19 protein-coding genes, 2 tRNA genes and 3 pseudogenes are annotated in these 21,792 nt (G+C 61.1%); 11 read left to right on the top strand and 13 right to left on the bottom strand.

Annotated features, from left to right (window positions below; translation table 11 throughout):
- The first annotated feature begins 15 nt into the window (after positions 1–15).
- Positions 16–849: an FkbM family methyltransferase gene (locus tag RLW55_RS12195; protein ID WP_423414329.1), complete on the top strand. Its 834-nt coding sequence runs from the start codon at positions 16–18 to the stop codon at positions 847–849.
- Positions 850–888: 39 nt separating this feature from the next.
- Here the strand turns inward: RLW55_RS12195 and RLW55_RS12190 are convergent, their stop codons facing one another.
- The 4 genes from RLW55_RS12190 to RLW55_RS12175 form a co-directional block, all read right to left on the bottom strand.
- Entirely contained in the window at positions 889–1,179 is a 291-nt protein-coding gene (locus RLW55_RS12190; RefSeq protein WP_409560551.1) for a hypothetical protein, read from the bottom strand.
- 116 nt (positions 1,180–1,295) lie between these two features.
- A complete protein-coding gene (bcsS, locus tag RLW55_RS12185; protein ID WP_423414328.1) occupies positions 1,296–2,771 on the bottom strand; it encodes a cellulose biosynthesis protein BcsS in 1,476 nt (491 codons plus the stop codon).
- Between the two features lie 187 nt (positions 2,772–2,958).
- Entirely contained in the window at positions 2,959–7,017 is a 4,059-nt protein-coding gene (locus RLW55_RS12180) for a Pls/PosA family non-ribosomal peptide synthetase (RefSeq protein ID WP_423414327.1), read from the bottom strand.
- Positions 6,944–7,855, bottom strand: a complete 912-nt coding sequence (locus RLW55_RS12175) for a 4'-phosphopantetheinyl transferase family protein (protein ID WP_409560554.1) — start codon at positions 7,853–7,855, stop codon at positions 6,944–6,946. The genes RLW55_RS12180 and RLW55_RS12175 overlap by 74 nt, the downstream gene beginning before the upstream one ends.
- Before the next feature lie 72 nt (positions 7,856–7,927).
- Here RLW55_RS12175 and RLW55_RS12170 point away from each other — a divergent pair, with 72 nt between their 5' ends.
- The 3 genes from RLW55_RS12170 (at position 7,928) to RLW55_RS12160 (ending at position 9,431) form a co-directional block, all read left to right on the top strand.
- Positions 7,928–8,059 (top strand): hypothetical protein, encoded by a 132-nt coding sequence (locus tag RLW55_RS12170; protein ID WP_423414326.1) that lies wholly within the window; start codon positions 7,928–7,930, stop codon positions 8,057–8,059.
- A 3-nt stretch (positions 8,060–8,062) separates the two neighbouring features.
- Positions 8,063–8,815: a M23 family metallopeptidase gene (locus RLW55_RS12165; protein WP_409560556.1), complete on the top strand. Its 753-nt coding sequence runs from the start codon at positions 8,063–8,065 to the stop codon at positions 8,813–8,815.
- 70 nt (positions 8,816–8,885) lie between these two features.
- On the top strand, positions 8,886–9,431 hold the full coding sequence (locus tag RLW55_RS12160) for a VOC family protein (RefSeq protein WP_423414325.1): 546 nt from the start codon (positions 8,886–8,888) through the stop codon (positions 9,429–9,431).
- Between the two features lie 52 nt (positions 9,432–9,483).
- Here the strand turns inward: RLW55_RS12160 and RLW55_RS12155 are convergent, their stop codons facing one another.
- Positions 9,484–10,620, bottom strand: a complete 1,137-nt coding sequence (locus RLW55_RS12155; protein WP_423414324.1) for an NAD(P)/FAD-dependent oxidoreductase — start codon at positions 10,618–10,620, stop codon at positions 9,484–9,486.
- A 156-nt stretch (positions 10,621–10,776) separates the two neighbouring features.
- Here RLW55_RS12155 and RLW55_RS12150 point away from each other — a divergent pair, with 156 nt between their 5' ends.
- A complete protein-coding gene (locus tag RLW55_RS12150) occupies positions 10,777–11,313 on the top strand; it encodes a hypothetical protein (protein ID WP_423414323.1) in 537 nt (178 codons plus the stop codon).
- Between the two features lie 23 nt (positions 11,314–11,336).
- On the opposite strand, the gene RLW55_RS12145 is transcribed toward RLW55_RS12150, so the two are convergent.
- Positions 11,337–11,411: transfer RNA gene (locus tag RLW55_RS12145), tRNA-Gln, on the bottom strand.
- A gap of 295 nt (positions 11,412–11,706) precedes the next feature.
- Here RLW55_RS12145 and RLW55_RS12140 point away from each other — a divergent pair.
- Positions 11,707–11,783 (top strand) — tRNA-Pro (locus tag RLW55_RS12140).
- Positions 11,784–11,961: 178 nt separating this feature from the next.
- Here RLW55_RS12140 and RLW55_RS12135 read toward each other — a convergent pair.
- The 3 genes and pseudogenes from RLW55_RS12135 to RLW55_RS12125 all read right to left on the bottom strand — a co-directional run.
- Positions 11,962–12,162 (bottom strand): hypothetical protein, encoded by a 201-nt coding sequence (locus RLW55_RS12135; RefSeq protein WP_423414322.1) that lies wholly within the window; start codon positions 12,160–12,162, stop codon positions 11,962–11,964.
- 794 nt (positions 12,163–12,956) lie between these two features.
- Positions 12,957–13,217 (bottom strand): annotated as a pseudogene (locus RLW55_RS12130) (DUF2793 domain-containing protein); the annotation flags it as partial.
- Between the two features lie 135 nt (positions 13,218–13,352).
- Positions 13,353–13,616, bottom strand: a pseudogene (locus RLW55_RS12125) (DUF2793 domain-containing protein); the annotation flags it as partial.
- A 294-nt stretch (positions 13,617–13,910) separates the two neighbouring features.
- Here RLW55_RS12125 and RLW55_RS12120 point away from each other — a divergent pair.
- The 3 genes from RLW55_RS12120 to RLW55_RS12110 all read left to right on the top strand — a co-directional run bounded on the left by RLW55_RS12120 (position 13,911) and on the right by RLW55_RS12110 (position 17,426).
- Positions 13,911–14,918 (top strand): NAD-dependent epimerase, encoded by a 1,008-nt coding sequence (locus RLW55_RS12120; RefSeq protein ID WP_423414321.1) that lies wholly within the window; start codon positions 13,911–13,913, stop codon positions 14,916–14,918.
- A gap of 234 nt (positions 14,919–15,152) precedes the next feature.
- The gene (locus RLW55_RS12115; protein WP_423414320.1) at positions 15,153–16,427 is read left to right on the top strand and encodes an FAD-dependent oxidoreductase; all 1,275 of its coding nucleotides are present in this window, start codon (positions 15,153–15,155) and stop codon (positions 16,425–16,427) included.
- A gap of 90 nt (positions 16,428–16,517) precedes the next feature.
- On the top strand, positions 16,518–17,426 hold the full coding sequence (locus RLW55_RS12110; RefSeq protein ID WP_013948463.1) for an MBL fold metallo-hydrolase: 909 nt from the start codon (positions 16,518–16,520) through the stop codon (positions 17,424–17,426).
- A gap of 82 nt (positions 17,427–17,508) precedes the next feature.
- Here RLW55_RS12110 and RLW55_RS12105 read toward each other — a convergent pair.
- Together RLW55_RS12105 and pdxH are read right to left on the bottom strand one after the other, a co-directional pair.
- Positions 17,509–17,952: pseudogene (locus RLW55_RS12105) on the bottom strand (DUF1499 domain-containing protein); the annotation flags it as partial.
- Between the two features lie 445 nt (positions 17,953–18,397).
- The gene (gene pdxH, locus RLW55_RS12100) at positions 18,398–19,054 is read right to left on the bottom strand and encodes a pyridoxamine 5'-phosphate oxidase (RefSeq protein ID WP_409560564.1); all 657 of its coding nucleotides are present in this window, start codon (positions 19,052–19,054) and stop codon (positions 18,398–18,400) included.
- Positions 19,055–19,219: 165 nt separating this feature from the next.
- Between pdxH and RLW55_RS12095 the strand changes: the two genes are divergently transcribed.
- Positions 19,220–19,669: a hypothetical protein gene (locus tag RLW55_RS12095; protein ID WP_423414319.1), complete on the top strand. Its 450-nt coding sequence runs from the start codon at positions 19,220–19,222 to the stop codon at positions 19,667–19,669.
- Positions 19,670–19,929: 260 nt separating this feature from the next.
- Here RLW55_RS12095 and RLW55_RS12090 read toward each other — a convergent pair whose 3' ends face one another.
- Positions 19,930–20,220, bottom strand: coding sequence for a hypothetical protein (locus tag RLW55_RS12090; RefSeq protein ID WP_423414318.1), 291 nt, complete (start codon positions 20,218–20,220; stop codon positions 19,930–19,932).
- Between the two features lie 323 nt (positions 20,221–20,543).
- Here RLW55_RS12090 and RLW55_RS12085 point away from each other — a divergent pair, with 323 nt between their 5' ends.
- Positions 20,544–21,176, top strand: coding sequence for a dihydrofolate reductase family protein (locus tag RLW55_RS12085; protein ID WP_423414317.1), 633 nt, complete (start codon positions 20,544–20,546; stop codon positions 21,174–21,176).
- Between the two features lie 52 nt (positions 21,177–21,228).
- Here RLW55_RS12085 and RLW55_RS12080 read toward each other — a convergent pair whose 3' ends face one another.
- A complete protein-coding gene (locus RLW55_RS12080; protein ID WP_409560568.1) occupies positions 21,229–21,366 on the bottom strand; it encodes a hypothetical protein in 138 nt (45 codons plus the stop codon).
- Positions 21,367–21,792: the final 426 nt, after the last annotated feature.

Below are 21,792 nucleotides of genomic sequence, written 5' to 3'. Positions count from 1 at the left end.
CACAGGTCTCCAGTCATGACCACGCTCAAAAAGGTTTTACGTCTCGGCCAGATGAAGGAGGCCGTGAAATCGGCGATCACCAAGAACAGATCGACCTACCCCATAAGGATGGCGCACAGCGTCGCTCGCTTCATCGAGCAGGCATATGAGAATGAAGGCTCTGACTTCACGAGAAATGGCGAGAAAGAGCTGCTCTCCAAGTTGAGCCAAGCGAATTTCGACATCATTTTCGATGTCGGCGCAAACGTTGGGAAATGGTCCCAAACCGCTCTCGAAAACTGGCCGAATGCTCACGTACACGCGTTCGAGGTTGCTCCCAACACGTTTCGAGATTTACAGAGTGCATTTCCGGCAAACAGCAAGCGGATCACTCTGAACAACGTCGGCGTTTCTGACACTGAAGAAACGCAAACTATGTACTACTTCGCCGACGCGCCAGAACTCACTTGTGATATGCCGCGGCACGACCTGACCTCAGTCCCGTTCGAGGCGAAGATGGTTCGGCTCGATACCTATTGCGCAAAGAACGGCATCGAAAAAATCGATTTCTTGAAGATCGACGTCGAAGGCGCTGAGTATCGCGTCTTGAAAGGTTTTTCGGACTTCCTCGACGCGGGTAAAGTCAATTGTCTGCAGTTCGAATACGGGCCGTTCGCGATCGACACGCGGCATCTGCTTGCGGACTATTTTGCGACGCTTTCCAAGTCGTTCTGGATTGGAAAGATCTTTCCAGGCGGCGTGCCGTTCCAGGATTATCACTGGACGATGGAGGACTTTAAGTTCTGCAACTACTTTTGCGTGTCGCGATCGCGCCCGGATCTGAAGGCGCTCGTCGAAAGGCCGCAATAGGCGAGCGATCGCCCTCCGCGCTTATTGACGAGATCTGCTTCAACCCCGCCAGAATTGGCCACTGCTGCGCCGAGGCCCCGAGACAAGCCTAAGCGTCTGGCTGATGCGGGCGGGGCTGGCGGCGGCGGGAATGAAGAGGGTTTGAGCGCGGCCGGTGCAGTCGTCGAACTGGATCCGGAACGCATCTTTCAGCAGATTTGAAAGCTCGATCTTGATCGCGTCAATGCCCAGCATGTTGGCGACGTCGCGGATCAAACCGGCACGCTCGGTCAGATTTCTGTTCGGGGCAATTGTCGGGCGGCGGGGTGAGTTGTAGTTGCTCAGTTTCATTGTCGAACACTCGCTGTCATTTCAACGGGTATCGAGCAAGCGCCGGGCCAAGGCCCGGTTCTGAAGCTAGAGCGACCTTAAAAAGAAAGAGGGGCATCTCTGCCCCCCTCTTGCGATCAGAAGTCGATGCGGAGCATTGAGCCGCCATAGGCGCCCTCGCCGCCGGCTCGGGTTTCGCCACCATCGCTGCCGCCGGTCCACTGCTGCCCCACGTCGAAGGTCAGCTTGGCGGGCGTATTCAGCCACCACATCTGGAACGGGATCGTCGCGAAGGCACCGACGCGCGGGGCGTAATCGCCGCCGTCGCCGTAAACGGCGGCTTCAGGGCCGAACGTGATCGTGCGCGGTCCGAAGAACGACATTTCCCTGTTCCAGCCGACACGCGCCTGGCCGTAATAGGAGTCGAATGCCGTCGAGTAGCTGCCTTCGAGGCTGGCGTAATACGGCAGCGAGTCGTCCGTTTCCAACTCGCCGGCAACCTTGAAGCCGCTCTCACCACCGACGACGTTATTGTTCGGATCAAACGGCGACAGGTGCACGCTGCGCACCTCGTAGCCGACGTAGCCGATTGCGCTCCAGGTCGGGAACACCCACTGATAGCCCAGCATCACATCGAGCGAACGATCATCGGCGTCGACGTTGGTGTGGGGCGCAGCAGACTCATCATAATTGTAGTCGGCGATGACGCCCTCCGAACGGAGCAGCAAGCCGTTGTGGTAGAGGTCGTTGGTCAATCCGAAGACCGTACCGCCGTAATAATAGACCGAGTTCGATGCCGCATCGATCCCGTTATAGGTGATGACGCGCGGGCCGTGATTTTCGTCGATCGGCGTCGTGTCGCCGCCGAGGATGCGCGGCCGGTCGAGCTTATAGACGAGCGCCAGCTCACCCGTGATGATAGACGGGACTTCCTTATCGACGTAGTGCGTGCCTTCGAAGTCGCCGGTGTTCGTGACCTCGGCGCCGAAATCCGAATAGCGGGCTTCGCCGCGGAGATAGAAATTGTCGTTCAGCTTGCGTTCGAAGCCGCCGCCGACGAAATAGCCACTGAACCAATTGCCGCCCTTACCGGGGAGCGTCGGACCGACGCCATTGGCGTCGATGTCCCACCAGCCATCATTGGAGAAATGCGCCTGGGTATAACCGGCGTTGGCGTAAATCATCGTGCGTTCGTTGATGAGGTAGCCGAGACGGCCGCCGATGGCCCAAGAGCGATCGACGACGAGACCGTCGTGAATGTCTTCATTGCCGCGCGTGAATTCCGACGTCGAAAGATCCGCGAAGGCGCCGACAACGAACCGATCGCTGATCTGGCGATCGTAGCCGAACATCGTCGAGATGAAACCGCCATCCGCGGACTCATTCTTCGATGAGGTTGTCGGCCCATCGCCGCCGCCGCCGTTATCGTGATAGTTGTTCTTCGAGTGGTTATGGCCGTATCCGGCGCCGACACCGAAATAGAATCCGGTCCAGCTGGGAACCTCAACCTGAACTGGCGTATCTTTGAGCGAAAACGGCCCGTCCGCAAAAGCAGGTACGCTCAATGCGGGCATTGCCGCTCCACACGCAACCAACACCAGATATTTCTTCATCACCATTCCTCGGCGCGTTTTTTTGCGTCGCGCTGTTTGTCGCCGCCAAACCCTTAACAACGCGTTTGGCAGAGTCCCGATTTGGGATGAGGGAACGTGATTCGCGACGGCCCGTCGAGGATGGTGTCAATAGTCAAGCGTCAATCTGTGGCTCGGATGACCGCCAAGCCACAGAGAGAGGCTGCCGCTATGCAGAGAGCGGCAGTAACTCGATGTGTTGCTTGGCCTGTCGCCGCGAACGAGACTCTTGTGCACGGAAACCTGCGGCTGTGGACAACTTAATGATGGCCGCATCGATGTCGGCGGGTTGCGAGACCAGCGGTTCACATGGGGTGCCATGCCAGCGGGTCGCTGCAGGCAGCACCTCGCCTTTCATCAGCACCGATAGCGCGCCGAGGCTCGAACCGTCGTGCATCTGGGTTCCGTAGAGAACGACGCCCATGTTGCCGACGCTGCAGCCGTTGCCGATCTTGATGCGCTCTGCCTTGAAGACGCGATCCTCGAACAGGTGGTTCTGGACGGTTGCGCCGAGGTTCAAGCAGGCCCGGTCGCCGATTTCGACGAGGTCGAACTCGGAGAAGAGCGTCGTTTCGAGATAGCACCACTTACCGACCTTGGCGCCCATGAGCCGCAGACAGGTGGCGACGAACGGCGTCCCGAGCAGCGGTGTCATGGCGGCTGCGGCGTTCATCTCGAACACGCCATTGACGAGTTCGTTGTTCCAGATGAACCGGGACCACAGCGGCTTGACGGTCGGGCGGATGCGACCGACGACCAGCCACTTGACCAGCGCCGTCATCAGCACCGAACCGGCCGCAAGCGCGGTCGCGACGAGCGGGATGCCGGCGATCACCATCCACAGCGGCAGGGAGCGGAACCCAGCGACGAGATAGGCCGCAAGTCCGACGCCCTCGGCCATCATGATGAAGCTGGGCAACAGGATACGCATTGCGTCGGTCAGCGCCCGCGCGACGATCATCTTTCGCGTCGGCGCAAAAATCTCGGCGTTGTTGAAGCAGACGTTGCGTTGCGTATGCGGCAGTTCGAAACCGGGCGAGCCCAGCCAACGCGTGTCGTCGGGGACAACGTTCGTATCCGACGGCGGCGTCGAGGCGACGCCGATCAGCGTGTTGTCGCCGATGGTGGTGCCGCCCGGCACGAGCGCGCTATTGCCGATGAAGCTCTTGGTGCCGATGCGGACAGCGCCGATCTCGACCACGTCGCCAAAGACGCGCTGGCCGCCGACGAGGCAAGCATCGGCGAGGAAGCTGCCCTCGCCTACTTCGAGATGATGCGGCGTGATGTGCGCAACGGTCGAGACTTCCGATCCGGCGCCGATCTTAGCGCCGAGGGCGCGCAGGAACGACGGGCAGTAGATCGTCGCATAGAGCGGCGACAGGATCGTCTTGGTGTTTTCAAGCAGATAACCCTCGAACCAGTGGCGCAGATACTTGACGCTATAGAGCGACATGGTGCCGGCCGCGACGGGACGGATAATGCGAACCATGTCGATTGCGCCGAACGCGTAGCTCAGGATGCCGACCGGCACCGCAACGAATGCCGCGATAATGCCGCCGACGGGACCGGCAAACCAAAGACCGGCCGCGATCAGCACGATCGAGGGGACCATAGTCGCAAGAAGAAAATAGCCCATCGCATAGATCAGCGCGAGGTGCATCAGGCCGAAGGCAAAGCGCTTCAGCCGCGGAGCGCGCACGCGCTTCACTTCCGGCACGACGACGGCCGATAGCTGCGCAGGCGAGCCGCGGCGGCATTCGTAGCTTGCCATCTCGGTGCCGTCTGGCAGCAACGACATGTCATCAAGACGAGCGCCGTCGCCCATTCTGGTGTTCAGCCCAAGCGCGCAGTGCATGCCGACGAAGCAATCATTGCCGATCGAAACGGGCGCGATGATGAGATAGCCGTCTTCGACGCGATAGCCGAGGATTTGGCTCTCGACGCCGACGCTCGTACCGCTGCCGATCGACACCATATCGAAGGCACCGCAGAGCGGTGTGCAGATCGTCACGTCGCGGCCGATCTTGGCGCCCATGGCGCGCCAGTAGAGGCTCATCAGTGGCGTGCCGGAGAACATCTCGGCCCAGCTCAGCGCCTGGAAGCGCGTGACGAGCCACCAGCGGAAATAATAGAAACTCCACAGCGGATAGCGGCCCGGCTTGTAGCGGCCGATGACGATCCATTTCAGCGCGATACTGCCCAGCAGCATGCACGGCCAGATCGCGAAGCCGACAATGGTCGAAATCTGCGCGGCATCGACCCAGTTGACCTTGCCGTCGATCACGGCGGTCACCATCAGAATGGCATAGGCGACGGGTGCGACGAGGATGGCGTAATAGATCGAGATACTGACAGCCTGAAGCGCAACCGTCGTCCAGCGCATCAGCGGGTGGACGCTGTTGAAGGCACCCGTACCGGCGTTGTCGTTGGCGGCGGCGTTCTGGCCTCTGGCGTCAATGCGATCCTTGAGGACGGCCGCCAAGCGACGCACCGTGCGGTGCTCGTAGAAATCGCGGACCGAAAGCTGCACGCCATCGATCTTATCGCGCAGGAAGCTGGCGCAGCGCGACGCCATCAGCGAATGGCCACCGAGATCGAGGAAGAAGTCATCGGTTACGGAGACGTTGCTCAAGCGGAACGCTTCGCCCCATGCGGCTTCGACCTGACGTTCGAGATCGTTCGCGGGCGCGACGATGTCCTTATGGCCTTTCAGCAACGATTTCGGCGCGGGTAGGCTTTTGCGATCCGCCTTGCCGCTCGGCATCATCGGCATCTCGTCGATGACATCGAGATACTGCGGCACCATGTACGCGGGCATGCGGCGACGAAGCAGCTGATCGACCTCGGCGCGATCGAGATCGTCGGCGGCGCAATTCGCGACGACGTAAGCGGCGAGGTCCTTCGTTTCGCCGCGATCGATGACGGCGACGGTCGCCGCCTTGATCTGCGGATGCTCCATCAGCACCGCTTCGATCTCGGACAACTCGATGCGAAAGCCGCGAATTTTCACCTGATCGTCGAGGCGGCCGAGGAAGAACAATTCTCCGTCCATCCCCAACCGAACGTGGTCGTAGGTGCGATAGAGGCGGTCGTTGCATTCCGGCTCGATGGTGTTGGCGATGAAGCGCTGCGCGGTCAGGGCTTCGAGGTTCATATAGCCGCGGCCGACGCCGGCGCCGCCGATGAACAGTTCGCCGCTCTCGCCCGGATGCACCGGCTTGAGGTTTTCATCGAGAACATATGTCGAATACTGCGGGATGGCCTTACCGATGGCGACGGGCTCACCGCTGACGCACTCGTGCCACGTCGCGACGACGGTCGCTTCCGTCGGGCCGTAGGTGTTGAGCATACGGCGGCCGGGCTTCGCCCAGCGCGCGACGAGCTCGTTCGAGCAGGCTTCGCCGCCGAGGATCAGCGTCGTGACGGTGGGAAGATCGTGGTCGATCATCGCCAGCATCGTCGGCACCGTGGAATAATAGGTGATGCCCATGTCGTCGATGAACTGGGCAACGTCCACAGGCGAGCGCTCGACGTCTTCGGTCGGAACGATCAGCGTGCCCCCGCGCGAGAACGCAGCCCAGATTTCTTCGACGGACGCATCGAACGCCGTCGAGAAGCCCTGATAGACGCGATCATCCGCCGTGACGCGATAAACGGTCTGCAGCGATTTGACGAAGGCGACGACGTTGCGGTGCTCGATCATGACGCCCTTGGGACGGCCCGTCGAACCCGACGTGAAGATGACGTAGCTCAGCGCCTTGTTGCTGATCTCGGCGTCGACGCGCAGCACCTGTGCGGACGGCTGCGCTGCGAGCGCGCGCTGTTCGCGGTCGAGACGAAGCAACGGCGTTTCAAGCTTGCCTTCGATCTGATCGGCAAGCGCGTCTTCCGTGACGATGGAATGCAGGTTGCCGTCTTCGGCGATGGCCTGGATGCGCTCCTGCGGCGCGCGCGGGTCAATCGGCACGTAGCCGCCGCCCGCCTTCAGGATGCCGAGGATGGTCGCGTAAAGGCGCGGCGACTTCTTCAGGTAGATGCCGACGAGAACGTCAGGCCCGACGCCTTTTTCGATGAGATAGTTGGCGATGCGATTGGCCGACTGGTCGAGTTCTTCATAAGTCAGCATCTCACCCGCGAATTCAACCGCCGGATGGTCAGGTCGCCGCCGAACCTGCGCCTCGAAATAGTGATGCAGCAGCCGCGGCTCCCGAGGGCGCGCGGTTGTCATCGGATACAAATTTGGCTCGTGAACGGCCACGGCATTCCCCAATCAACTGACGCCAAAAGGCGCCTTTCTTCTTGGGGTCGCGGATGGCGACGGCCACGGAGAGAAGCTGCCCTTGGCAGTTAACGATCCACGTTTGAAACGATGCCGCCGCCTGGCGGGACATATGTCCCGGCAAGAGGCAATCGTTGCGGGGATCGAACGCAACTTCCAACAGGTCAGCAATTCCGGTGCCAAGCATCTTCAAATACGACTCTTTCAGCGTCCAAAGCCGGGCGACGGTCCGTTCGCGCTCGTGAGCCGGTAAAGCATTAATGGCGGCGCGTTCCGTCTTGGTGAAGACATCGGCCAGCCAATGCTCAGTCGTGGGAATAGCGGCCGCTTCGATATCGATGCCGACCTCTTTGCTCGCGGAAACCACGATTATTGACGCTATCTCGGTGTGTGAGCAGCTGAAGTTCAGCGTATCGGGGCCATTCGTCAGGACGGGCTTGCCGTTCTCCGTCCGACCGAAGCGCCAGGCGTGCGGAGCGACCGTGCCGCCAACCATTTCGCTCAGCGCGGAGCGCAGCACGGCCCGCGTCGTTAGCGAGCGGCGGCGCATGGCGGCGTCACGAATATCGGCAAACTCGGCGGCATCGTCAGCGGTCGTCGTCGCACAATGACCCGCGCCCGTTTCAGAGCGGTGCGGCACGTACCAGATCCGGACACCGGGCGAAATTTCCTGACCCGAGACAGGGTTGGCGCATTCCGAAACGCGGCGTGCCGAAACGCTCCGGCCGCCCTCACCGCGGTAAGCTAAAATTGGAGCAACACTTGCAAGGAATTCGAAACCAAACACTGGGCCGGCCTTTCTGGCGCAAACACAGTGCGGTGTTCTGCAAAGACCAGCCCATTAAGGGACCGATAACGAATGACCGATCAAATTGCTCATATTAACGTAAATGCGGCACCCCGCCCTGACGCCATCGCGATGCCGCTCGTTGCGGCCGATACCGAAGAGACTTGCGGGGCCTTGCGCGTCCGCCATCGGATCGCGATGTAGCTCATGCTTTCACTGACACGACGATTTGTGCCGTTCGCGCTCGGGTGCCTGGCGCTCGCCGTCATCGCGAGGGCAAACGCTCCGCAGGACGATCCGCAAATGGCGATGAAAAAAGGCTACGGCGTCAAGCCGACCGGGTTGAAGCCGGTCTATCCGGACGACTTCAAATGCTCGCCGATCACGTCACCCTATGCGACGTGGATCGACGTCGACGGTACGCGGCGCGACGAAGTCCACACCGGCATCGATGCCGGGCGGCTCGGTGACTGGATCGTGGCGCCTGCGTCCGGCACGGTGCGCGCCGTCTGGAAGGCCGACTGGAAATGGGGCCGCGAGGGCGCGCTGCTCATCCGGCACGACCGGCGCGACGTCAACCTGTCCGATGGCCCGAAATATTACTATTCCGAGTTTGATCATCTCGATTTCGACGAAATCAAGCATCTCAAAGAGGGACAGCGCGTCGAACGCGGCGAGCGGCTGGCGCGTGTGACACGGCCCGGCGGCAACCCGAATTATCTGCCCGAAGTCCACTGGGAAGTCTGGGAAGTCGATGACGATCAAATCAGCTGGCGTCCCAACCGTTACGGCGCGGAAGACTGGTGGAACGGGACCGCTGCGCTGATCGATCCGCTTTACATGTTGGGTCTCAACGACCCGCCGAAAGACGGCAACGTAAAGATCGTGCCGTTCGTCAAAGGCAGAGATTACGCAGGCTTTCGCGGCTTCACCTATATTCTCCAGTGCGTCCCGAAATAGCACGGTTACGCGACTTGGCACTTTAATTGCTTCGGGCCTGATAGATTTTATCCGATCCAGGAGTGAAGCAATGTCCCGTACTCTTTCGCGTTCCAGCCACGGCGTCGCCGCGGTCTTCTCTGTGGCGCTCGCCGCATGCGTTGCGATGCCGGCTTTCGCCGAGAGCCCGACGGCACCGGCATCGAGCAGCGATAACGGCAGCGTATGGTGGAGCGAGCTCGTCAGCGCGCATCCCGACAAGGCGCGCGATTTCTATGCGAGCGTCATCGGCTGGACGCCGAAGATCGTTTCGGCGGACGACAACTCGCGGCCTCCGGCTCCGGGCGAGTCCGAGTACACACTTTTCAATGCCAACGGCTCCGAGCAGGCCGGGCTTACGAAATATGAAGGCAAGCCGAACGATCCGCGTCCGGGCTGGGTGACGTACATTCAGGTCGGCGATGTCGATGCCGCTGTTTCCGAAGCCATCAAAAAAGGCGGACGCGTATTGAAAGCACCTTCCGACGTCGATGATGTCGGCCGTCTCGCCATCATCGAAGATCCCGACGGCAACCCACTTGGCCTCTATGCGCCGGAACCGAAGCAGGCAGCGGACGCGAACAACGCGAACCACTAAGTCGCGTGCGGCGCGAGGCTCGCAGCAGGGTGTGCGGGCCTCGCGTTTTTCGTCACGCGTCGAGCAATTGCGCGACGTGCGTCGCGATGGCAAGCGCGGATGTGAGGCCGGGGCTTTCAATACCGTAAAGCGCGACGAAGCCCGGAACACCGTGCCGCTCGACGCCATGAAACTCGAAGTCGGCCGGGGTCGAACCTTCGGCGTAAATCTTCGGGCGGATGCCGGTATAGGCAGGCATCAACGCGCCCTCAGGCAGCGACGGCCAATAGCGCTTGATCTCTTTTGCGAACGTCTCGCGGCGCGCATCGGCTGAGACGAACGCATAGTCGAGATCGTTCTGCCAATAGACGTCCGGGCCGAAGCGCGCCGCGCCTGACATATCGAGCGTAACGTGCACGCCCAGCGCGTCGGGCGACGGCATCGGATAGATCAGATGCTTGAACGGCGCTTTTGCAGATAACGAGAAGTAATGTCCCTTGGCGGGAAAAAGGCCGGGCACCACGTAACCGGCGTTTCGATATTCGATCATGCGGCCGATACGCGAGGCGCCAAGACCCGCGGCGTTGACGAGGCGCAGGCATGAAAGCTCAGAAACATCGCCTGCGGAGGATATCGAGAGGCGAAAGGCATCGCCCGATCCGGCGGATATGCCGACGACTTCGGAATGATACGCGATCTCGCCTCCGGCGTTGAGCAATCGCGCTTCGAGCGCAGCTATGAAGGCGTGACCGTCGATGATGCCGGTGGACGGCGACAGAGTTGCAGCGACGCAGCGCACATCGGGTTCGAGGCGGTGGACTTCGTCCGGCGTCAAGCGTTTTAGATCAGGCACGCCATTCGCCGCCGCTTTCGCTTCGATGGTTTCGAGCTGCGCGATTTCGCTTTCGGCTGTGGCGACCAGAAGTTTCCCGCAGCGATGGACCGGCACGTTGTATCTCGCGGCAAACGCGTAGAGACGTTCGCGGCCCTCGACGCACAGCTTGGCGCGCAACGAGCCCGGCGGATAATAAATTCCGGCGTGAATGACCTCGGAATTGCGCGACGAGGTTTCGGTGCCGAACGTGCTGTGGCGCTCGACGACGAGCACATTCTGCCCTGCTTCGGCAAGTTCAGCAGCGATGGCCAATCCGACGACACCGGCGCCGATGACGACCGTTTCGAAATCGCTCGCCGCACCTGATGCCGCCATGTCCGAAACGTCTCTCCGCCGCGCTGCGAATGCTGGATGCGTGGTATGGGATCGCGGCTCGGCACGCAACACCCTCCATCAAGGGTTGATTGGCAACATCAATCGGGGCATCTCCATCCGGCGTCTCCTGAGACTCAAACGAGCTAGTGGCCTGCCATGCCAGTCATACACATCCGACGGTCTGTGCTCCTGCTCTCGGCTGGTGCCGCGGCGGTTCTCCTGGCTGGTATCGCCATCGCGCGCTTCGCCCACCAGGGTGCCGCACCGCAGCAAACAACGGCGCGGCAAAGTCCGGCCCCGACGCTCAATTGTGTGTTCTATGATTTGACGCACGCGAACATCGTCGTCAGCTTCGATTTTGCCGTCGCCTTTCCGGATGGTGCGCCGCCCCGTTTCGATCTGCGCAGTCAAGCGACGCGCGACGGTAACCAGGTCTTCGATGCCGGTGAGCGCCCGGTCTGGCCCTATGCGCTCGACGACGACGGGGCGCCAGCGATCACCTCGCCAGACGGCGCCATCCGCATCGTGCTCTTCGCTTTGGAACCTTCCGCGCGCGGCGTCGCGTTTGTCGATGCGGGTCTGAGGAGCAACGAATATCGCAATCTCGACGGCAAATGCCGACAAAGCGATTTCGGCGATAGCGGCCATGCCGCCGCGTTCCGCATGCCGACCGGCGATGCCGCGCAAAAATAGCAGTTATCGCCACTTCTAACAGTTGGCTGGGATGGGAGGGTTCGAACCTCCGAATGGCGGAATCAAAATCCGCTGCCTTACCACTTGGCTACATCCCACCAGCGCGTCAGGAGAACCGACGTCCGAAGCGTCGGCGGAGCGCACCATAGTCAGTCGTTTGCGACTGGGCAATGGCGCGCGGCAAAGCGCACCACCGGATTCACAGACTCGATGCGATGGCGCGCCGCAGCGGGCAAGCTCCGGCGGGGCTTCCATCAGGAAGTTGCATGAGGCACCTCGAAAAATCGGTGTTTTGAGACGCTTGCGGTACGGGATCGAGGCCGCTATAAGCGCGTCTCCTAGGTGCTCGACACGGCGCTCAGGAAAGCCTAAATGCAGGCATAGACGGTCGGGCGGAGCGTAGCGCAGCCTGGTAGCGCACTTGCTTCGGGAGCAAGGGGTCGGAGGTTCGAATCCTCTCGCTCCGACCAGTCTTTTCAATGGGTTAGCGAGTTAATCCGCTAGCCGTGCCTCGGAAATTGTCCCAAGAAATCCTTTTCTGGCGACGCTGCGTGAGACGTTCGCGTCGGCGATACGCTGCGTCCCGCAATGCGGGGCGGCGCGAACAATCGCATGGTGAAGCCAACAGGGCGCGCACGGCTCACTGACTTATTCGCTCGGCGCGGATAGTCCGAGCTGCGCCAAGGCCGCCTGCAAGTCTTCGAGCGAGGGCACCATCGTCATCCGGCCCTCTTGCGCCTCGGCGACATACGCGCCGGCCGCGCTCGACCAGTAGCGGCTCTCATCCGCGCCGATCTGCCAGAACCAATCCCGGATCACGAAGACGGGCATATCGAAATCAGTCATCATACCTGCTGGCCTCCGGTGGAAGACACGCCATTGACGTTGCCGGGGAAGTAGGTCGAGGCCGAACCGGCGCCGAATGTATTGATCACGCCGTTGACCGACACGTCATAGCGGCGGCCCGTGGACGATCCGCTGAAGGTCACGCCGTACAAGGACACCTGCCCTCCTTGGTTGCTGACAAACGAGGTGCCCCAAGCGGGCGTGCCCGTGATGGTGAGAGCACTCGTCGGGATCGAGATCAGACCGTAGGACAGTGTGAGGAGATGGCCCTGCGCAGAGCCCGAGAGCGTAAACGCTTCTCCTGAGGGGCAGCTGATTGCGCCCGCATTGTCGGCACGCAAGTGGAAGGCGCTCGCCGCGCCGAACTCGATCTTTCCATAGCTGATGCGGCCGCCTTGCGTCGCCTGAAGGCAGTTGTTGCCCGATGACGTTAGCTTGAATCCGCGCACGGTGAGAGAGGTGCCCGAGCCTGCCACGGTGATGCATGCGCTCGTGGTCGATATGACGACATTGGACGGCGTTGTTGCGTCACCGAGAAGCGTAACGGCGCCTGCGCCAACTTGCGGCGACGATACGCTTAGGCTCTGCGTCCACGTTCCGGCTTGCACCTGAATGGTGACGTTGAAACCGAAGAGATCGAGCGTGCCGTAGACGACGTCGAGTGCCTTCTGGATCGTCAGAAATGCACCGCCCGATGTGTTCGCAAGACCGTTGTTGCTGTCGGAACCGTCCGAGCGGACGTAGTAGGTGCGATTGGCGGTCAAGACTTCGCGCGGACCGCCAGTCACCGGGAAAGTGAGCCTGCCGGTGTTACGGTCGATCTTGAGCGCTTCGTACCAACTTGCGCCGTCAGGACTCACCTTGAAATGAAAATCATCATCGCCGGCGAGCCCCATTTCGGCGCGGCCGGAATAGTTCGTCTGGTAAAGCACGGATGCAGTGTCGCCCGCTGCGTGCTTGTTGATCTTCTGCTGGTGGCCGTTGCCCGCATTATCGAAGAGGCTGGCCGGGCTTTTCAGCGCGAGACGGTTGGTGGTGTCCGCGGTCGCGTTGATGCCGACGTGGGCGAGATCATCGAGTTCTGTGATGTCGCCCGGATCGCTGCCGCCGCCTCCGCCGGACGTGAACGCCGCCCAGGCTCCGGCCGAATAGATCGCGAGTTCATGGTCGTCGGCAACCCATGCGATCCACCCTTCCCGCGGCTCGTAAAACATCCAGGCGCCATCTTGGAAGGCTGCGATCTTCTCGCTCTGGCCGCTCCAGTCGCCCGTCGCCGCCGCGGCGACGAGATAGCGGCTGCCTTCGCCGGGACTTGCGGGCGGCGCGGCCAGCGAACGGCTTTCGACCGCGAGTTGCACAAGACAATCGAGAGCGCGGATCGCTTCGTTGTGCGTGACGTGCTTCTGCGCTTGGGACGCCAAAATGTAAGGCAATGCGAGGTTCGGCGTATCTGTCATCGTCGCGCGTTCATCCGTTGTCATGCTCCCAGCATGAAGATACGGGCGGGCGAAAGGGCGGGGATAAGTTTTTTGTTTTTTATTTTGTGCTGGCGGCCGGCTCCCGGGACGGGAGTCGCCAGCACCGATAAAAAGCTAGCCGGCCGCTGGCGCGGCCTTGGTGAGACGCCAGAGGATGACATCTGATTGCTTTCATTTACTGCTTGCCGCCAGCGCGATTGACAGCGACACCGGACTCTCTAAACCGGGCGTCGTTTCAGGCTTGGCGAGAAATTCGCAACGAGGGCTGCCGCAATGAAATTTCTGGTGACCGGCGCCGCTGGCTTCATCGGCTTTTACACGTGTCTGCGCCTGCTCGAACGCGGCGACGAAGTGGTCGGCATCGATAACCTCAACGGCTACTATGATCCGGCGCTGAAGAAAGCGCGCCTCGTCAATCTCGGCGGCAGGCCGGGTTTTTCATTCCTGCATCTCGACATCGCGGAGCGGAGCGCTATGGCGGAGGTTTTTCGCGTGCAGCGCTTCGACAAGGTCATTCACCTCGCGGCGCAAGCGGGCGTGCGTTACGCCATGCACAATCCGCACGCGTATATCGACTCCAACATCGTCGGGACGCAGAACGTTCTCGAAGGCTGCCGCCACAATGACGTGAAGCATCTCGTGATGGCGTCGTCGAGTTCGGTCTACGGCGCCAATACGAAGATGCCGTTCAGCGAGCACGACAACGTCGATCATCCCGTCAGCCTCTACGCCGCGACGAAGAAGGCCAACGAGCTTGCGGCGCATTCCTACGCGCATCTCTATCGGCTTCCTATCACGGCGCTGCGCTTCTTCACCGTTTACGGTCCATGGGGACGGCCGGACATGGCCTACTTCAGCTTTACGAAAAAGATCCTGGCAGGTGAGCCGATCGAGATTTTCAACGGCGGCGATCATGCGCGCGACTTCACCTATATCGACGATATCGTCGAGGGTGTCTTGCGAACGGCTGATAAAATCGCCGCGCCCGATCCTAAATGGGACAGCAATGCACCCGATCCGGCGACATCCGATGCGCCCTACCGCGTTTACAACATCGGCAACAACAAACCCGTGGCGCTGATGGATTTCGTGGCGGCGATAGAAAAGGCGACAGGGCGCGAGGCGAAGAAGACATTTCTTCCAATGCAACCCGGCGACGTTGCGAAGACATTCGCAGATATCGACGATCTGGTGCGCGACGTTGGCTTCCGGCCTTCAACATCGCTCGACGACGGCATTGCGCGGTTCGTTGCATGGTACCGGTCGTATTACGGCGTTTGATTTTTAGATGCGAAGGCGGCCATTAGACAACAAGCAGCAAGCTCGATGGTGCCGCTTGACTGAATCCCGGCCTGAGCCGGGATGACATGAGGGAAAAAATCACGGCCACCTGAGAACAAGCGAATCCCTTCGAAAATATACAAATTTGGCTACCTGCTTCCGAGCGCCTATCTATATTGCGAACAACGGCAGCTTTTCGGGGATGAGGCCCATGGCCAAGACGTCGGCTACGACATGACTGAGGGTACAAAATCCGCCGGACTTGCGAATGCGGAATCTCGTTCTGCGGCAGATCAAAACATCACCACCGCCTGCGCCATCGTCGGCGGCGGACCGGCGGGGATGATGCTCGGCCTGATGCTGGCGCGTGCGGGCGTCGATGTGACGGTGATCGAAAAGCGCGGCGATTTTCTGCGCGATTTTCGCGGCGACACCATTCACCCTTCGACGCTGCAAGTCATGCACGAACTCGGCCTCGCCGACGAGCTTCTGAAACTACCGCACACGGAAGCGCGCTCGCTGCATGCCGAGATCGGCGGCAAGGACATCACTATCGCCGACTTCTCGTGGCTGCCGACGAAGAACCGTTTCATCGCCTTCATGCCGCAATGGGACTTTCTCGATTTCCTCGCGCGCGAGGCGAAGCGTTATCCGAACTTCCGGCTGCTGATGCGAACGGAAGTTACCGATCTCATCATCGAGAACGGCAACGTTGCGGGCGTTCGCACGGCATCTCCGGATGGCGCACTGACGATCCGCTCGTCTCTCGTCGTCGGCGCGGACGGGCGCAACTCGATCGCGCGGTCGCTTGCTGGACTCGAAATCGAAAGCTTCGGCATCCCGAGCGAAGTGCTGTGGATGAAGTTCTCGCATCTGGCGACCGATCCGCCTTACACGATGGGCCACGCCGGGCCGCGCCAGGGCTTCGTGATGATCGACCGTGGCGCCTACTGGCAATGCGGGTACATCGTGCGGCGCGGCACGTATGCCGATATTAAGGCGGGCGGTATCGAGGCTTTCCGCGCCATGGTCGCAGCGGTGTCGCCGCTGCCGGAGGATCGCGTGCAAGAGCTTGCCTCCTTCGACGACGTGCACCTCTTGAGCATCCGCATCGACCGGCTGAAGCAGTGGTGGCGACCGGGGCTTCTGTGCATCGGCGATGCGGCGCACGCGATGTCACCGATCGGCGGTGTCGGCGTGAACCTTGCGATTCAGGATGCGGTCGCTGCGGCGAACATCCTTGCAGGTCCGTTGAAAGACGGACGCTTGTCGGACCGGCATCTGGCAGCAGTGGAGAAGCGGCGCACGTTTCCGACGAAGGCGACGCAAAAAATTCAGCTCATGATGCGTAGCGACAAGCGCAAGCGCGAAGCCGATGCGGCGACGCGCTCGGGTCCGCCCGGTTTCATCAAGGGCATCGCCCGTTGGCCGATCCTCGCGCACCTTTCGGGACGGTTGATCGGGCTCGGTTTTCGGCCCGAGCATGTGCGGCTGAAAGCGCAGCGTTAACCTGCGGCGAATTTCGGGGTATTCGTCGTTCGCCCGACTTTTCTATAACCGGGCGCAATACTGAGGGCTTACGCGAGAGGTTTTGGGGGCTTGGACTCTCTCAAATTCAAAACGGAAATGGTGTTCACCTATGGCGAACCGTCGCCGATGGGGCCGGGGATCGTTCGCCTCGTCGCGCCCAACCCGAGCCCGCTGACGCACAAGGGCACGAATACCTATCTCATCGGTTCGACGTCGCTTGCGGTGATCGACGCGGGTCCCGATAGCGATGAGCATCGCGCGGCCATTCTGAAAGCCGCGGCGGGGCGACCGATCACGCATATCCTGTCGACGCACGCACATCGCGATCACGTCGACGGCGTTGCGAAGCTCAAGGCCGAGACTGGCGCGCTGGTCGCTGCCTATGCGCGCGATCCGGAAGCCGGACGCGTTGCGCTCGAAAATTCACCCTCGGGGCGCTACTTCGTCGATTACGATTTCGAACCGGACATTCCGCTCACGGGCGGTGACAGGATCGAAGGCGCCGACTGGGGTCTAACGGCGATCCATACGCCGGGACATGCGCCGGATCATCTCTGCTTTGCCGTCGATGGCCGCCGGGTCGTCTTCTCGGGCGATCACGTGATGGCGTGGAACACGACTGTCATCGCACCGCCCGAGGGGCGTATGGCCGACTACGAAGCGTCGCTCGAAATTCTGCTCGATCGCAACGACGACGTTTTCCTGCCGGGTCACGGCGATCGCCTGAGCGAGCCGCAGCGAACGGTCAGAGCGTATCTTCTGCACCGGAACTGGCGCGAGAAATCTGTTCTCGATGCATTGACGGGCGGTGCTACGACTATTCGTCGAATTGTGCCCCAGGTCTATCGCGACCTCGCGCCCCAGCTGATCCCGGCCGCGACGCTTTCCGTTCAGGCGCACGTCGAATATTTGATCGAGAAAGGTTTGGTCGCTTCCGATCTGCCTTTGACGCCCGACCGCGACCTTTCTCGGCTTTAAGCTTGGCCTTTCGCGCCGCCATAGCTTCCTTGTCAGGATCGGGGACGGAGGCTTCGAAGCGCGCCGCGACTTCCTTCAAAATCGTGCGGACATGGTCGGCGTTGCGGCCGAAGTCGGTCGGGCCGTAGCGCGACGCGGACCTGACGTCGACGCGCGCGCTTCTGTCGTCGTCGCTGCCGAGCACGCGAATAACGATATCATCGATCAGGCCCAGGACTTGCGTGTGCTCGGAGAGCTCGATGAAGCCGGGAGAGTCGTCCTCATCGTCGGGCGGGACTTCAAGCGTCGGCTTAAATTTCAATTTATGAAGCGCCTGCAGAACGAGTTCGTAGGTCTCATCCGTGGCGCGCGGAATGGTCAGGCTTTTGAGATCGGGATAGTCCTGGCGCTGGAGCGCGGCGAACCGCTCACCGTCATAGCTGATCGGATTGGTCTCGGCTCCCCGTTCCTCTTTCGCCATCGTGAACTCGGGCGGCTCGGCGAGGTCGGTCGTCACGTCGTAGAGTGCGGGATAATGCAGGCTCATGGCCCAGACCGCGACCGGCACGGCAAGAATGCCGAGGCCCACGATGGCGCCGACGAAGACACGCGCAGACCCAGGCCGGCCCGTCACCCAGATATCGAGCCCGGCGACGAGGGCCATCAGCAGCGCCAGCGCCGCGCCCGCAACCAGCAGATATGCAATCGTCAGCGCGACAGGCGTCTGCAACAGCGACACACGATGTAGCGCCGCCGTCACGACCGCTGCCGCAGCGCAAAAAATCGCGATGCGGCTCGTCCACATCGCCAGGAACGAGGGAGGCTCGCCGACAGCATAATAAATGCGCGACGAACGATAACGATCGCGCGGCCGCCTTTGCGTGCGGCGTTCGTCGATACGATCCGTCACCATTCGCGACCCAAACGCTCCCGTCCCCGAACTCTGATACGTCCCGCCTTCTCTACCCTAACTCGTTCGTTTTTGTGATTCGTTAAGGATAGAGGCGGGTTTTGTGCCAGGAGTCGCGCGGCGCGTCGCGGCGGAAAACGATGCGGTCGTGCAGGCGATATGGGCGGCTCATCCAGAATTCGATTTCGACCGGGAGCACTCGGAAACCGGACCAATACGCCGGGCGCGGGATGCCCTCATCGGGGAATTTCGCCTCGAAATGCTGGACCTTGGCTTCGAGCACGTCACGCGTGGAAAGCGGCCGCGACTGATGCGAGGCCCAGGCGCCGATGCGGCTGAGCCGCGGACGCGACGCGAAATAGGCATCCGCCTCACCGTGCGAGGCCAGCGAGACGGGGCCGCGAATACGCACCTGGCGTTCCAGCGTTTTCCAGTGAAAGAGCAATGCTGCCTTGGGGTTGGCAAGCAGCTCGCGGCCCTTCGCACTTTCGAAGTTCGTATAGAAAACGAAACCGCGGTCGGCATTGCCCGGCGCATCGACGCCCTTCAGCAGCACGATGCGCACGTTCGGCATGCCGCCGGCATCGACGGTCGCGAGCGACATGGCGTTGGGATCGTTCGGCTCAGTGCGGCCGGCTTCCGCCATCCACGCGTCGAAGAGCTGAAACGGATCGGTTGCGCCTGAGAAGTCCAGCGCCGTTTCCGGCGTCGCGGCCGGGGTATCGTCAGTGTTGCTCATGTTGCGTGCTCAACGCTCGATTTCACTTATCTGCCCTGCGCCGTTTGAGGACGTTCAAGGCTCGCTCTTTAGTCCGTATTAACCATACCGGCGCAGACTGTATCCCAGTAGCCGCCTTGTTGGGCGGAGTTCGAGTTTTTCAGTCGCGTTAGGGTCAGTCGCGTTATGTCGTCAAATCCGTGTTTTTTTCCCTTAGCCGCGGCCGGCGCAACAGCATTCGCGCTGGTTGCGGCAATTTTCGTACCCTACAACTACACGCTCGCCGCCGATCAGAGCTTCGGCGAGCCTAAGCAGGCGCACCCTAGCGCCGTCGATATCAAACCGAAATTGCCCGATATCAAGAGCGCGAAAGCCGTTCTCGATCAGAGCGACGAATATGCGGCGCTCGAAAGCGTGCAATTCGCACTGACCGAAGTCGCCGACGGCGCCAACTATGTCTGGCATCGCGGCCACGGCCAGCTCTCCGGGCTCGTGGCGCCCCTCGCCTCATTCAAAGACACGCACGGCAGCGTCTGCCGGTATGCCGTCGTCATACTAACCGGAGCGCATGCCACGAAGCGCACCGAATTCGTCGCCTGCCGTTTGCCGACCGGCATCTGGCAGATCGAGTCATAAGTTTCCCCAAACCTCTCCCCCAGACCAATGAAAAAGGCGGCCCTTGGGTCGCCTTTTTCATTGGCGCGTGCGACTGCGCTCTGCGCAGCCGGCCGCACGCGCGGGCTTGGTGCGTCGTTCTTTGTTAGGGCCGGGCGACTCGCGTTCCGCGAGCCGGCCGCCCGGCGCGGGGTTGGTGCTTCTTTCTTTGTTTGGCGCGTGCGACTGCGCTGCCGGTTGCACTTCTCTCACGGGACGAGCGACGTCCGGCCGACGAAGCATCAAAAAATGACGAGGTTCGCAGCAAAGGCCACGACCGCCGCGAGCGACAGGCCCAGCGCCAATCCCGGTTTCGTGTCGCGAACGACGAGCACGATCGCGGGCAGCACGAACACGACCCAGATCGCGACGACGATCGCCGTCACGCTATCGACGGCGATGTTGGCGATGGCATTGCTCCGCCCCGCCTGATGAAAGACCGCGATGTAGAAGATCGCGACCAGCGTCTCGATCGCGACGAGGATAATGGTGGGGAGACGGAGGGGTGAAGCCTCCGATGATGCTGCGTTCAATTGTGTGCTCCGAATTGCCGGACCTGAAACTCTCTGATCGCCGTTTGCGTTGCGTGGTTATCAACGGCTTATGTCGGAACCCTCCTTCTGTGGTTGTGGCGCTACTGAACGCCTCGGCTGGCGCGCCAGAAAGCCTCGTCTCAAGTTCGCGTTCTCGGCTGAGGAGCACCGTCATCCCTCCACTAATGGTTTAGTTTGCTGGTTGCTGTTGCCGAGGCCGGGGATTTGCAGGGATAAATTTCTAACCGCATGTCGGCCGTGCGGTTAGTCGATCGTCCTTTAAGCAAACAAGACGACGAGATTCACAATCTGAGGGGCAATTCATGGGTAGGGTTCGCGTAGCTGGCTTTGCGGTGTCGATCGATGGCTTCGGTGCAGGGCCAGAACAAAGCCTGGAACACCCGATGGGAAAAGGTGGCAAGGACTTGCACCAGTGGTTCTATCCGACGCGGGCTTTTCGGTCGATGATAGGGAAGGATGGCGGTACCGAAGACCGGTTCGCCAGCGCCGCAATGGCAGGCTTTGGCGCCTTCATCCTCGGAAGAAATATGTTCGGCCCGGCCGGAGACGATTGGGGAGGACCCGACTGGAAAGGATGGTGGGGCGACAATCCCCCGTATCATGCTCCGACGTTCATCCTCAGCCACCATGCGCGCGCCCCAATCGTGATGGACGGCGGGACGACGTTCCATTTTGTTACCGATGGGATCGAGGCGGCTCTCGCTCAAGCCAAAGCCGCTGCCGGTGACCTTGATGTGAAGATCGGCGGCGGGGTTTCGACAGTTCGCCAATACCTGATGGCAGGAGCGATCGACGAGTTACACCTAGTGCAGTCGCCCATCGTCCTGGGCCGCGGTGAAAACCTGTTTGCAGGCATCGACCTGCCAAGCCTTGGGTATCGCGTAACGGAGGTGGTCCCGACGGGTTTGGCAACCCATCTGGTGTTGTCCAGCTGAACGCCGAGGGCTCCGCCGTCTAAGCCTCAAGGAAGAGGTTACACGCGGCGCGCTAGCCGAGGCCGTAGGTCGAGACGATCCCGAAGACCAGCAGAAACATGAAGACTGATACGGCAAGCGCATCGTAAATCGCGCCGGTCCGATTGGGCCGTGGAGAATAGAAGCGACCAGAATCCGAATAATAGTTCATGGCTTTTTTCCTTGGCTGGCTGTTGATTAAACGCGCTCGGAATGCCGCTATGGCGAGTTCCATAAACCGATTGCTTCGGCTTCATTCAAAAAATGTAAGGCGGACCCTGCCCCACCGCAACCTGTCGCCTAAAAATGCTCCCGTTATGTTCCCAGCCATCGAAAGGCGGGTATCGGGTCAGCTTCGGGCATGGGTCAGTCAGCTCGTGCGGGGCGCTGCGCCTCCCACAAAAAAACTTATCCCCGCCTTCCGAACCGCCCGCATACTTCCCTCGCCCGTCCGGTGAAGGGCTCGCGCGCAAGGCGTTGCGTCGGGCTCGGACGGGGCAGCCTGACCCGGGGCATCACGCACGCTTCCGGACAAGGCGAACGGCCGGTCCGCACGGGGTGAGAAACCCGTGTGCGGAGCATCCCGCTTCATCAAGTG

The sequence above is a fragment of the Hyphomicrobium sp. B1 genome, assembly GCF_049532635.1.
Taxonomy (GTDB): Bacteria; Pseudomonadota; Alphaproteobacteria; order Rhizobiales; family Hyphomicrobiaceae; genus Hyphomicrobium_B.
This window is presented reverse-complemented; position numbering and strand designations above follow the sequence as displayed.